The sequence below is a fragment of the Paenibacillus antibioticophila genome (genome assembly GCF_000455265.1).
GTDB lineage: Bacteria > Bacillota > Bacilli > Paenibacillales > Paenibacillaceae > Fontibacillus > Fontibacillus antibioticophila.
Genome location: NZ_HG005142.1, coordinates 428,410 through 442,385 on the forward strand (window position 1 = coordinate 428,410; position 13,976 = coordinate 442,385).

8 protein-coding genes are annotated in these 13,976 nt (G+C 36.8%); 5 read left to right on the forward strand and 3 right to left on the reverse strand.

Going from position 1 to position 13,976, the window contains the following annotated elements; genetic code table 11:
- Positions 1-264: 264 nt before the first annotated feature.
- The 3 genes from TX85_RS22330 to TX85_RS22340 are packed head-to-tail and all read right to left on the reverse strand — an operon-like array spanning position 265 to position 4,992.
- The gene (locus TX85_RS22330; RefSeq protein WP_044482062.1) at positions 265-1,014 is read right to left on the reverse strand and encodes a hypothetical protein; all 750 of its coding nucleotides are present in this window, start codon (positions 1,012-1,014) and stop codon (positions 265-267) included.
- A gap of 36 nt (positions 1,015-1,050) precedes the next feature.
- Positions 1,051-2,973 (reverse strand): UvrD-helicase domain-containing protein, encoded by a 1,923-nt coding sequence (locus TX85_RS22335; protein ID WP_044482063.1) that lies wholly within the window; start codon positions 2,971-2,973, stop codon positions 1,051-1,053.
- Positions 2,974-2,976: 3 nt separating this feature from the next.
- Positions 2,977-4,992 (reverse strand): ATP-dependent nuclease, encoded by a 2,016-nt coding sequence (locus tag TX85_RS22340; protein ID WP_044482064.1) that lies wholly within the window; start codon positions 4,990-4,992, stop codon positions 2,977-2,979.
- 782 nt (positions 4,993-5,774) lie between these two features.
- On the opposite strand from TX85_RS22340, the gene TX85_RS22345 reads away from it, so the two are divergent.
- The 5 genes from TX85_RS22345 to TX85_RS22365 all read left to right on the forward strand — a co-directional run bounded on the left by TX85_RS22345 (position 5,775) and on the right by TX85_RS22365 (position 13,813).
- Positions 5,775-6,755: a DUF3991 and toprim domain-containing protein gene (locus tag TX85_RS22345; RefSeq protein WP_044482065.1), complete on the forward strand. Its 981-nt coding sequence runs from the start codon at positions 5,775-5,777 to the stop codon at positions 6,753-6,755.
- A gap of 272 nt (positions 6,756-7,027) precedes the next feature.
- Positions 7,028-7,753, forward strand: a complete 726-nt coding sequence (locus tag TX85_RS22350; protein ID WP_044482066.1) for a restriction endonuclease PLD domain-containing protein — start codon at positions 7,028-7,030, stop codon at positions 7,751-7,753.
- A 347-nt stretch (positions 7,754-8,100) separates the two neighbouring features.
- Positions 8,101-9,132, forward strand: a complete 1,032-nt coding sequence (locus TX85_RS22355; RefSeq protein WP_044482067.1) for a PIN domain-containing protein — start codon at positions 8,101-8,103, stop codon at positions 9,130-9,132.
- A 124-nt stretch (positions 9,133-9,256) separates the two neighbouring features.
- A complete protein-coding gene (locus TX85_RS22360; protein ID WP_081671845.1) occupies positions 9,257-10,057 on the forward strand; it encodes a TIGR02391 family protein in 801 nt (266 codons plus the stop codon).
- A 546-nt stretch (positions 10,058-10,603) separates the two neighbouring features.
- Entirely contained in the window at positions 10,604-13,813 is a 3,210-nt protein-coding gene (locus TX85_RS22365; RefSeq protein ID WP_044482068.1) for a hypothetical protein, read from the forward strand.
- The last annotated feature ends 163 nt before the right edge of the window (positions 13,814-13,976 follow it).

Sequence of the window (13,976 nt, forward strand, 5' to 3'; positions counted from 1 at the left end):
AAAGAATATATATCATTTCTCAGAAAATTCGAAATAATTAGTCTCTCAAAGTAAAATTAGGACATAGAAGCAAGAACTACTGCAACAAAAAGTAAGCCCTGTTACCAAAGACCAACTTAGATCAGCCAATCAGATAACTTTGATCAAGTTTGCATAATCACAAGGCTCATTATATGTATAGATTTTTTGCAATGTACTGTAGCTCACATCCTTAGTTTTTCATTCTTAGAACACATTCTTAGGGTTGAGGAAGATTTGATAATTTCATCTATGGAATTTCTTCTTTATTCTTTCTTTTAAATTTTTCACAACTCTACTCTCTCTCCTATTTTTCTTTACTACCATTTCTCTGAACATCATCATTAAACTAAAGAACATGACTGCAGCAAGAAAAATCAAAACTGCAGTAGTAATATTCCACCATTCAGGAACCCATTCAAGAGGACTAATTATATGAGCAATTGTAAAATAAACAACAGCAGCACTAATCCATAATAAAAAAGCGGATAGATGATAAACAATCCTTAGTATGCTTCCTAAAAAAACTAGAAAGGGGTTATTAAAACTATCACTTTTGAATTGTTTATGATTTTCATAAATAATGTCATGAGCATCCCAATACTCATTTTCGATCATTACAAATAACCCTTTTACTTGATCTAATAATTCTTTTTCATTTGACCTATTGTTTTCATACTTATACTTTTTGTAAATACCTCTTAACTTATAAAAGTAATCCAATAAGAATGACGAAGCAATAAATCGAATTTTGGAATCCTTACTTGAGTACTCATCCATAAAAGATTCTATTTGCTCTAATTTTGCCGTTTTCTCTTCTGTCTCCATAATTATAAATAGCTGTTCAAACATTGGAGAATAGACCTCATTGTAACTGTTGGTTAATTCTTTGAGGAATGCTTCTCTTTTTTTAGATGTGTGATTAAATTGGTATCCAATATATGCTGTTATTAATGCAATGACAATAACCGAAAGATCAATTCCTAGAACTTTCATAACTTTCGCCCGCTCCCTTGTACCCTACTTTAAGCCTTAAACAATATTTAAATTTAAAACCTCAACATTAGCATTCTGTAATAATTGATATAGTGATGAAATACTACTATTAGACTGTGCTCTTATTTGAACATCACCGAATCGTGATGTTTCTCTAGAAGCACTAAAAGTAAAGAAACATTGTTTCTTCGCTCTCGATAAAGCAACGAAAAATGCACACATATCTTCAAGTTTCTGAGTGTCAAAACTCCAAAAAGCATCATCCTCCAACCCTAAAAAAATAACCGTATCATACTCTAATCCTTTACTTTTATGAATTGTCATAACAGGTATGCTAAACAATCCTAAAAAATCCGAAATACTACTATTCCAATCTAAATGTTTTAAAAATGAGTCAGTTAGCTTTTCAACGGCTTCCTTTGTTGTTTTCTTAAAATAATTACCTGTTGCATACTTTGGATATAAACGAAATAATCTTTCTAGTCCTACAAAATTGAAGATTCCCTTTACAATTTCACTGATACCTTCTTTGCAAAGTTCTATGTCATTCGGCAGTTGTTGTAACTCATCTTTTAATTGTAGAATATGCTTGTCCAGATTAGATTCCATGTTCAATATTTTAATATGATCTAGTTCCATATCATAACCATTCACAAAGGTTAGTACTTCTGTTACCCTAACCCAAGAATCGTGTGTTCTTCCTCCTGTCGCTAAACTTATGAAATCAATGATAAGTTGAACACACTCTTCTGCTATTAACTCTTGATATTCCTTTTCTATTCGTGCATGTATTCCTTGCCGCTCTAACTCATTTATTACAGCATTGCCATATATCTGTTCTTGTTGTTTTACAAGGATGCAAATATCTCGCGGAGAAATATTCTGTTGCTGAATTCTATTTGCTATACTCGTAGCAACAAAATTAGCTTCATCTAAATGAGTCTGGAAATTCCAAACCTGACATTGTCCCTCTTGGTTACTATGTTGCCTAGATACTTTGGCATCTGTTGCATTTTGATTTATTATTTTGGCTATGACATTCTGAATTTCGATAAGTCTTGGTGCAGACCTATGGTTCTGTGTTAACTCAATTTGCCCAGCATTAAAGTCACGCCTAAATTGTTCAAAAGAATCCGAAAGCGCCCCAGCCCAACCCATAATTCGTTGTTTGTCATCTCCTACACTTGTAAGTACTGTAGAAGATTCTAAAAAAATTGTCTTTACTAACTCATATTGCAGATAAGTCGTATCCTGGAACTCATCAAGAAAAACATGACTATATGTTAGCTTAAGTGCCTTATTTATCATAGGGTTAACTTGCAATAAATAATCAGCAAGTTTAGAAATCATGGGAAACGTCAATGTGCTTTGAAGCTTTCCCTTCCCATGAGCTAGAATGTCCCAGAGTCTTACTAGAATCCAAGAATAAATGTCTTGTCCGTCTTCAAAAATAGGTAGATTGTCTTCAGACAGCCGTTTATACAAGATATTTAAATTAATTTCATGTTGCCAATTAGGCCGGTTAGGATGCCGCTCAGTAATATAACCAGTAGCAATATCGCGTATTTCTCTAGGAGTAAAAACCAAACCGTAATCCTTTTCCGGTCGATACGTTTCTGGTATGCCCAACCTGAAACGATCTAGCAACTGTTTTGCGAATGAATCAAATGTTCTTGATTCAAAGCGCGCTGCTAATTCCTTGCCACATCTTAGTTCAACCCTTTTTTTGAGGTTCTCAGCCGCATCGGTTTTAAAGCTAATCGCTAATATTTTTTGGGGGAAGGGACATAAATTAGTTTGTAAAAGAAAACACGCACGTTGTGCAAGTAATTCTGTTTTCCCTGCACCTGGACCTGCTAAAATAAGATTATTCATCTCATTTTTTACAGCAACTTCTGCGGCAGGTTCTAATGTAAACCCATCTGCCGGAATCCAGTCTTCAGGTTTAATATATGACATATTTCATGCATTCCTTTCAAGTATTTCTTTCACCCGCTGCACAATGCTTTTAAAAACCGCTGGCATATCTGTTAGCAAGCTTTCATCAGTTATTTTTAGTAAAGCCTCAATATGTGTACTTGGTTTACTTCTGCCTAAAAATAGAGTGTTGTACCAAACCATTAATTCATGCTGTTCTGGAGTATAGGTATAACCTGTTGCACTTTCGTTTTTTAAGGCAGATATAATTCCTCCTTTAATCTTCTTAGCATATTCCTCAGGTTCCTTACTCTTATCCGGAATTTGAGGACCTCTCGGTACTGTATTTTTGTATGCTGTCGGAAATGTCTCCAACATAAGAAAGTCTAAATCCATAGGTGCTGAGAAGAAAACATTGTATTTATCTTTCATTAGCCTTGATACCCAAACATCGGTCATATATTTCAACCAATCTGAATCCATAGAATACTCATCAAATTTTTCAAGATCATCGTCAGTTAAAACTCCTTCTCTCTGCCCATTGTCATACCATATCTTTAATAACTCATCACGATTTCGTCCATTATGTAATAGCTGCTTGATTGCGTATTTAATGCGGCTCCATCCCCCACCACCGCGTTCACGATCCAAGTCCAACAACGTAATATGGGGGATATTCAGCTCATTAAGAAGCTTCCACATATGATTAACATGTCTGCCACCTAAGGGAACAATCGATATGCCATAATCGTCAGCATAAATATTGTTAACTTCTAATACTCTAGGAATAACAATTTCTTCAGAATCACCTTCGCCCAAAATGACTAACCTTGAAAAATAGATTTCAGGGTAGGCTCTAACAGCTTCTTTTATATACGTGTATGCTTCTGATGCCTTATCAGGGAGAACAACTTTTTTCACGATTGTTGTATAGCTATCTTGGTCAATTCTCAAATGAGCTAAATTCTCTGGATCAACACGTTTGATAATTGACGCACTATGTGATGTCAACACAACTTGAGCGTTACTCTTCTTAGAAATATTCTTTAAATTTTCCATTACTCTGCCTAGTAAATGTGGTGATATATGATTCTCCGGCTCTTCTACAGCGAGGAGAGTTAAAGAAGCATTTGATTTCCCTGAAATTTTGACTTCTGCTTCAAGTAGTGATGATACCAGAGATAAATAAAATAAAGACCTTAGACCATCACCTAGTTTATCAACACTATATTCGCCTAGATCATGGGTGGGAGAGAACGAAACCTCAATTTTTCTTAATATTGAAGCTAGTGTCGAGCTGTTAAACTGTAAGTTGGCATCTTGATATCGAGTGTCCTTGTGATACTTCTTCCACTCATCACTAATAACACTTCTAATCTGAGAAACCCCATTAATTCCATTAAATAATTCGTTTACTGGTTCCATTTTTTCTTTTATAGTTTCGTCTATATCTTCTGGCCATGAAATGTTATTTAAAATTCTCCACAGTATTGTTCCGGAAGCATTACGTAATTGTGTAGATGGCTCTCTCACAGCAGGTACGTATAAAACTTGTATTGCAGAACGTTGGTGCGATGTAACCGAGACAAGGTCCCCTTCTGTTTCTGAAATTCCTTCTGCTACAGTTATAAAGTACAACTTTTGTTCTATTTCCCCTTCCGGAGTATTATCAGCAGTCCATTTTCCCATTAACCTTACACGTAAGTAAGGAGCCTCAGCAGTTGAACGTACTACAAGTTGATTAAAGAATGGTGGAATACTAGCTCTGCTTTGCTCATCCGCAGAGCTATCAGCCAATTCAGGAAAATCTATTCGGGCTTCAATTGATAATTCAAGCTCCTTTATAGATTCAACTGTTGATTGCTTAGGAATATGGAAATCTGATTTTTCCAGTGCTCGATCATGTGAAGATACTCCAAAAAGCTTAACTAACCCATGTATTAATGCAGTCTTTCCAGAGGAATTCTCTCCTACAAAACCAGAAAGTTTATTCAACTGTATAGTTTTCCCCTCGTTACCAAAGCTTCTAAAATTCTTTAAACATAACTTTGATATTTCCATGATGAGTCTCTCCTCCAATACTATATTCCTATATATTCAAAATTCGAACTTTTTTCACAATATCCATAAGTCTATTGAACTAATTTCGACATTTTCCTTCTTATTCCTTTTTTGAGTTTTGATTTTATAAAGGAAAATTTGAGCCAATTCCTAAACGAAAAATGCAGCCACTTCGAAGGAAGATAGCTACATTTTTTCTTTAAGAAAGTAAAGGTTAGCCCATAGCTCTTGATGAAGCTCTAACGATCCCCACCCTAATTTTGAATTATTAGAACTTATATCTCTGCTACAACAAATGGTGAGAGTCCTAAAACTTCAACATCCACTGACCGTAACCATTTAAGACAGTCTTTTGTTCAAATGAATCCCTGTTTATACTATATTTTGTCGCCAACTCTACGAGTGTGCTGAGCTTAGGGCATCCGAAAATCCACACGGGGGTTCATCTCCAGGAGCAAACAAAACACAACAACTTAGCCGTTCAGCTTCACCCTGTCGACCAGATCTTCCTCCTGGCGCTTGAAATCCTGAAGAACAAAAAAATGGGGAATTCCCTGTATATACTCCTTGTCTACCGCTTGTACTCAGCCTTTATGAGTGAACGAACGAAGTAGTTCAACGAACAACTTTTTACTGGAAGCAGAAAACGGTAGAAGATATCGTGTCGCTGATGCACCGTTTTGGATTCACATCTGAAAACATCTACATCTACTCCTTTGCAAATTTCTAACTATATTATACAATTTCAAACCTTCCTAAATAACGAATGGAGGGATACATTCATGGCACAGAATCACTTGTTTACCAAAGAGCAAATTAGAACAGCAAATCTTATAAATTTGATCGAGTTTGCAAAATCACAAGGATATGTACTTGAGAACGGCGGCCGCCGCGCGTATCATGCCATGCAAAGCGGCGGTCTTTACTTCTTTAAAGACAGCAATCGGTACTTCCACTTTTCCAGTAATACACATGGCGGGACGATTGATTTTGCCATGCATTTTTGTAGGATGACCTTTAAAGAAGCTGTCGCTTATCTGCTGGAATTGGAGCTGCCTCAAAAAGTCGTTGCTTCTTCTACAAAAGAACGAGGACAACTTATCCTTCCAGATAAAGCACCAAATTACAGACGGGTTGAGTGGTATTTAACTCAAGTACGCGGAATAGCACCTGAAATTGTCTCATTACTCATGCATGAAAAGAAACTATACCAGCAAGACAAAACAGGCAACTGCGTGTTTGTTGGGTATGACCAAGGAGTTGCACGATATTGCTCTATACGCGGCACCACTCCGAACAAGCCATTCAAACAAGATCGAGAGTATTCGGACAAAAGTTATCCGTTTCATCTATGCAGGTATCCCGACAGCAAACGGATATATGTATGTGAAAGTCCTATTGATGCTATGAGTCGAGCTACGATTGCAAAAATAAATGGTCAAGACTGGGAAGCTTCTCACTACATTTCGCTTGGATGCCTATCCGATCAGGCACTTGAGAGATTTCTTGAACGCAATCCAATAAAGGAGATTGTGTTATGTCTGGATAACGATGCAAATGCTACTTATAGCAATGACAGCCCCGCTCCCAATTGGGGGCAAGAGGCTGCCTCTAAGTATGCTAGAAAATATCTAGACTTAGGATACTCTACTATTAAAGAAACACCTAATAATAAAGATGTAAATGAAGATTTATACAAGTTAAGATTTTTCGAAACAATACAACATCATGAAACAATAAATAACGAGCATGTTGAACAATGAGAGATTAAAAATGTTGGTTCAAACTTTCCTAACATTTCATTATAAAAGTAAATCATACGATGATTTTAGTAGCGCTAATACACTCTATCGCTTTTGTATTATACATTAATTGGTGATGTTGAAAACCAAACTAATGAGTTCCTTTATCATATTCAAGTATGCTCATATTTTTATTAGCAATAATTGCAGGAAAAAAGACCCATTTCGTCAAAATAGGTATTGATAGAGTGACAAAAAAATTAGATGCAAGCCCTTCAAGGAGAAGGTTGGCAATGAGGATTTTAAACAATATCGACTCCAGCCACTTTAATGAAACAAAGAACTTAGTCAGGGGTGCAAATGAGTTTTTTATCATTAATCCCTATCTTGTGGACTCATTTGATGTATTCTTTGACGAGATTATCGCTCCTTCAAGAGTCAGACGTATCGTGCTTATCACAACCCTGAGAGATAACGACCCAGACTTATTCAGTAAGGCTAACTCCCTCTACTCGTTCTCAGTGAATTGCCTTACTCGGTCAATTGAGTATCGAGTACATGTTGATAACAAGCTACATGGCAAAATCTATATCGCTAGTAAAGATGCTAATCCAATCAGGGGTATCATCACTTCAGCAAATTTCACAGATCGTGGTTTGAACTATAACCATGAATGGGGCGTGGAGATTGATGATTCTTCGCTCCTAAAACAAATTATCACCGATATCGGTAAAGTCAGTAGTCATGCTCTTACGAATGATGAGCTACATAATATCATAGTTAAAATTGATTGCTTCTCGCAGAATGTAAGGCTACCCACCGCCCCAAAGATTAGCTTAGAGGTGAACAACTTCATCAAGCATAAGGTTGCAGAAACCAAGACAGACATTCGCTATTTCATAAAGCCGGTTGGTTTCTCCGATGAACCATTTGAGACTCAAGGACTTTATCAAATGGTGTTGAGGTCATGCGTTTCTCAAAGAGACGCCCAAACTCCGTCCGAATCGGGGACATCTTGATATGTTACGGAGTCGGTACAACGAAGCTGTTGGGGTATTTCGAGGTCATTAGCGAGCCGTAGATTGGGGATGGAAACAGCAGATGGCCTTGGGAAGTCAAAGCTAAGAATCTCTGCCCTAAGTACAGTCAGTCATGGGTGTCATTTGATAATTCTATCTCGTCAATTCAGGCTTCCTTCAATACCAAACTGACAGTTACATACGTTGGTGGGAGAACACTTGGTGCACTACAATTCGGTGCCGATAAGATTCGGTTATCAGATGAGTTTGCCCAGCATGTAATTAGAATTATTGAGGGCAGCATGAAATAATAGTCCGACACATTGAATAATTAAAGGAGTCACGAAATGTTCAAAATATTAATTGATACATGCGTTTGGCTTGATCTCGCAAAGGATTACCAACAGCAGGCACTTTTAGCTGCTCTTGAAGAACTGGTACAGCAAGGAGAAATAGAGCTAGTTTTGCCGCGGACAATAATAGATGAATTCGCACGTAACAAAGATCGTGTGATTGAACAGAGTAGCCGAAGCATATCAAGTACTTTGAAACGAGTAAAGGAAGTAGTAGAGAAATTTGGCGATCCACAGCAAAAAAGTGTTGTAATATCCCAGCTTAACGACGTTGATCATCGCCTTCCAATTTTGGGCGAAGCAGCCGTAGATATGGTTAGCCGTATAGAAAGGCTATTTTCCAGTACTCCTGCAATAGAAATTTCCGATGCAGTGAAGCTTCGAGCAGCACAACGAGCAATTGATAAACGCGCCCCTTTCCATAGACAACGTAATGGTATTGACGATGCAATTCTTATAGAGATATATGCAGATTTGATCGGAGAAAGCGAGGTGGCTGGCAATCAATTTGCATTTATCTCTCATAACACACATGATTTTAGCCATCCAAATGCAAACAAGAAGTTACCGCACCCTGATATCGGAGCATGTTTTTCCACTACTAGATCTCTCTATTTTATAAGTCTGAGCGAAGCACTCCAATATATTCAGCCTGAGCAGTTCGAAGACCTAATGATTGAGCATAATTGGGTTGAAGAACCAAGACGATTGACTGAAATTGTTGAAGCTATTGATGAGTTTTCTACCAAGGTTTGGTACAATCGCCATCAAGTACGCAGAGAGAAAATTGAAGCGGGGCTTGTGGAAATTGTTGAGAAAGAACACTTTCCTATTAAGAATCATGAGACTCGCCCAATACAACGTGATATATGGGAAGGAGCACTTAAATCTGCAGCAAGGGTTGAAGAACGTTTCGGATTAGATGATCTAGGACCATGGGATGACTTTGAATGGGGCATGATTAACGGCAAGCTCTCTGCACTCCGTTGGGTTTTAGGCGATAAGTGGGATATGTTGGATACGTAACAATTAAGTCCTATTAGGAAGCACAAGGCAAGGGGATACGACGGTACAAGGTATCGCAAACCCTGATTGGAAACACTCACAAAGATATTTTATTTATTGAGCAACTAATAAAGGAGCGGGGCTTGTGGCAGACATAAAGAGAAAAATGTTTAACGAGGGGCAGCTTGAAACACTATGCCAAATAATTGCCGATACCAACGATGGACTGACTGGTTCTCAAATTGAATTTTACCTAAGAGCATCTGGAATCGTGGACACCGACCCTAGCTTCACGAAGTGGAAGCGGCTCTATAATGCCTTGGTAAACAAGCAAAATGAAAGTCAGGCTGGCAATTGCGTATTAACTTTTATTGCAAAAGCGTTGGCTCCTTCACGGTTCGTTGGAAAATCGGACTTTTATCTGAGACTTCTTGAAAGGGTCAATACAGTTCTCTTATTTCACGGACTTGAGTTTCAAGAGGATGGCAAATTTCATAAAGTGGCATCAGTCAGCACTCTTTCAGAGGCAGAAATTCGTGCTTCAAAGCTACAGGAGACTATTGCCAGCAGGAAATTGCATAGTCATCTTCTGAAATTTTGTCGAGCGGAGCTTCTCCAGAACAATTACTTTCATGCAGTCCTGGAGGCCACCAAGAGCATTGCATCTATGATTAGAGAAAAAACTGGCTTAACGAGTGACGGAGCGGCGCTATTAGATGAGGCTTTTTCAGGAAACTCTCCTATTTTAAAAATCAATTCTTTCGTAACCGAGTCAGAAAAGAGCGAGCAAAAGGGCTTTGTAAATCTGGCCAAGGGTTTGTTCGGGACGTTCAGGAATCCAACCGCCCATTCTGCAAGAATCGAATGGAGCCTGTCGGAAGAGGATGCTGTGGACCTGTTTACATTAGCTTCCTATGTGCTTCGACGCATCGAGAAAAGTAGTTAAAACAGTACATGTACTTCAAGGTCAACTCTAGAACCTCACCTTTTCTCTCGTCAATCATAGTTAATGAAAAACTGGCAGTACGGAACTAACTAAAATTGATGAGTTGCTACATGCATATACTCTCAGAGCGGCAACATTCGTGCAAGAGTATACAGTCGGATGATCTGTAATGAATCGCCTATAAACTTCTTGTAATTTATACCAGTGTAAAGTATCCTAAGTTTGTCCGAAAGCATCGGCGAGCCCCTGTTGAGAAGTACTCACAGGGGTATTTTATTTTCTTGGAAAAATCGATGCGAAGCTCGGGTCTCTTGACGGGTCAATAGAAAAGATATTTAACGCAATATTTTAATGGAAAGGTATCTATTGGGGAACAGAGATTGACAAAATAAACAGTTCTCAGTAACAGATTTTGGTATACTAAATATTAAAGAAATCCATAAAATTGAGCATTTTGACAGGAGGTAGACCGGTATCAACAAGCCAAAAACTCCTTACATTTTCTTGAAATCCAGAAGACCTAATGAATTTTCAGATTCTTTCACCGTGAAAAAGGGCAATCTATCCAAGGAATTCATGGATTTCTTTTTAAGTACCCTTACCAGTAGAAGCCAAGAAAAAGACTTTGAACATTTCTGCAGGGAGCTAGCTCAAGTCGAAATATGTCCTAATCTCCTCCCCCAGACTGGTCCAACCGGTGGTGGAGATAGTAAAGTGGATTCTGAAACCTACCCAGTTTCAGAATCCACGAGTCTCACATGGTACTCAGGTGTTGGTAGAAACGCCGCAAATGAAAGATGGGCTTTTGCAATAAGCGCAAAGAAAAACTGGAGACCAAAAGTTAAATCCGATGTCGAAAACATACTCAGTACAAATAGAGACTATAAGATAATATTTTTTATGACTAACCAAGCTGTTCCTGATAAGAAACGTGCAGAAGTAGAGGATTTGCTTTCAAAGCAATTCTTAATTGATGTACGGATATTGGATAAAACCTGGATTCTAGAAAAATTATTTAATAATCACCGGCAAGAAATTGCGATTAATACCTTCAATTTACCAAGTGATTTTGTTGATGAAATAAACTTGGGTCCATTAGATTATAGAAGAAAAAAGAGATTAGAAACAATCGAAACAGCAATTTCATCCCAAATATCAAACCAAGAGTTTAATCTACTGTTAGTTGAAAATGCTATCGAATCTGCAATACTTAGTCGGGAGCTTGAATTACCTAAAAGTGATACAGTAGGAAGATTCGAAAGAGCTTTAAAAATTGCAAAACAGTACGGAACAAGCATTCAAGTGAAAGAATGCTTATATCAATGGGCTTGGACATTGTATTGGTGGTATGAAGATAAAGAAGACTTCCAAAAAGTGTTTATGGAATTCATGGAAAATGTAGTCGGCAGCAATAATTTTTTTGATATCGAACGGCTTACAAATTTGTGGATGAACCTTTATACGGCTTGTAATGGTAATCTCGAAAATGAAACATTAAAATCCTGTACTGCTACGCTTTTAGATGAATATGAACGACTTATATCTGATACTGAGCGAATAAATACTTCATTAGAAGCAAGAGCAAATTTTGTATTTGTAAAACTGTTTTTAGGACACGATCCTGAAAAATTATTTCAAGAGCTAAAAATAACCATACAAGAAAGCAGTCACTCAATTGATTTTAGTTTCAATACAGTTACTAAAATGGTTACGGAGCTCTCTCCCCTCCTTTTAGATTCTGAAACTTTTAACGAATTATTTGAAGTTCTTATTTCGATGTCTAGTAGCCGTGAACAAGAGTTGGCTTCTGCGAAATTGTTGTTGGAAAGAGGAAAATCATTATATGATGAGAAACCTTATTCCGCGATCCAGTTTATTGGTCGTTCACTTGTTAGGCTATATAAATCGGAGAGCAAAAAACTTTTAATTTCCGCAATGTTTTTTATGGCAAGTTGTTTTAATAGAATCGGCTTACAATGGGCCGCTTATGGCTACTTCATTAATGCATATTATTTAGCAGTTATTGATTATATGAAATTTGGCAATGTGTCTCCGTATTTCTTAGGCTCGTCAGAAAGTCTAAGAAATTTGGAAGTTCAATTTGGGAGACTAGCAAACTCATTAGAATGGCATCGCTTATACTTAATTTCTAAAGAATTGCTAAACTCTGCTGGATATAACATAAAAAGCGAACTCATTGAAGATGGAGATAAAATATACGATGGCATTCTTGGAACCTTCTTTTTAAAATTAAAACAAAGTGATCTAAGAAAAATATCTAAGTTACCGAATGCACTAGAAGTAAATGGACTTGAAATGGCTAGTGTTGCATTAAAGTATTCTCTGGGACATGATGATCCTGATCTATTGGAATCATTCGGAAATGATGATACTGCCATAAACGACTTTATGTTTAAATGGTTTGACCAACCGGCAAATAATCAACTTCCAAACAGTCTGATATTCGGCAATGAACATTCTGAACAGTTTCAATCAAACATACTAGGGTGTACAGTCACAATCAACTCGGACGTAAATTTTCCGTGCTTAGAACTATCACAAAGCATCCTTTCTTGTATTGAGGCTTTTATGTCTACAAGCATCGTTGATGCAGTTATGTGCAGATATCCCGATGTAAATATTACTTTAAAATTTGTTGAAACTGACTCTTATCAACTGGATGTTTCTCATACTGATATCCAAGGGAATTTACACTATAACATAACCTGTAGTAATTTCACTAAAGAAACATTCATAAAATCACAACAGGAGACAAAGGAATTCTTATTCAACTTCATTGTGGACTTCATTTCAAAAGTATTTCTTTTTAAAGATTACGAAAAACAACTTGAAAAATTAATTGTATCAGATGAAGCTCTAAATAGATCAATTGAATTTACCTCAAGTATTTTTGTTGTTGACGATTTGTTAGGTCAACATAGACAATCACTTGAGAAATGGATCGAACCTAGTTTTGTAGATTTCCCCTTAATCAGAGAAAAAGAATTATTTGAAAAATCTTCAAATATAGCTGATAGCATAGAAGGTACCGAAGCTGAAGATTATCAAATTAAATATGGACTCCCAGAAGATCACAATTTTGAATCAATAAGCCATCAAAATATACGGATGGGTAAAATTATTAATATATCATTATGGGATCAAGCAAAATGGAAGGGTGTTTTGTTCTTACACACTCCGGAACCTAACACTCCACCTATTCTGGCTCCAGTATTCAGTAGTATTGATTATGGATCTCTAATCTTTCAAAAATGGATTGAAGAAATTGGTAAAAATGACCACAACAATAAGATAAAAATAGGCATTATAAAGGGGATAGATAAAAACAATCCATTCCACTATAAGATTGTTTTCTCAGAGAATATTGCTCGATCGTTACCTGATTTAGAGAAAGGCTATTTTATGGTGCCTAGTAGAATTCATATAATGGAACCAAATAATAATACAAACTTATCAAATTTCATCGAACGCATTAATATGACAAATTTCAATTATTTTATCGCTCCTGCTTTCTTTAATCCTAAAATCTCTAATTATGATATAGAATATGAGAATATTATCAAGAAAAATAAAATTGAAATCAAAGATGCTTGGGAGATAGGGGAAGACAGTTGGTTATCATTTGCGATTACAATTGACGACAATCCTATCATCCCATCAACAGTACAAAATCCACCAGTCATAAGATTAATGAATTTGAAGAAAAATTTAGGTAATAACCTCAAGAAGAGCTAAGACTGATTCAGACTGAAGACAAAGAAGATTACGAACGATAGAAACATAATGGCTGAAACCCGCCACATTCCATATTCAGGGATGTGGCTTTTTGCTACTCCCTATCTCGAAAGGAGAGATGTAATAATGCCCCTCCTCCCTTTTTCTCATTGGATAAAATTTC

Coding starts and splice junctions, on each gene's coding strand:
- TX85_RS22330 (WP_044482062.1), bottom strand. CDS start 1,014: ATGAAAGTTCTAGGAATTGATCTTTCGGTTATTGTCATTGCATTAATA.
- TX85_RS22335 (WP_044482063.1), bottom strand. CDS start 2,973: ATGTCATATATTAAACCTGAAGACTGGATTCCGGCAGATGGGTTTACA.
- TX85_RS22340 (WP_044482064.1), bottom strand. CDS start 4,992: ATGGAAATATCAAAGTTATGTTTAAAGAATTTTAGAAGCTTTGGTAAC.
- TX85_RS22345 (WP_044482065.1), top strand. CDS start 5,775: ATGGCACAGAATCACTTGTTTACCAAAGAGCAAATTAGAACAGCAAAT.
- TX85_RS22350 (WP_044482066.1), top strand. CDS start 7,028: ATGAGGATTTTAAACAATATCGACTCCAGCCACTTTAATGAAACAAAG.
- TX85_RS22355 (WP_044482067.1), top strand. CDS start 8,101: ATGTTCAAAATATTAATTGATACATGCGTTTGGCTTGATCTCGCAAAG.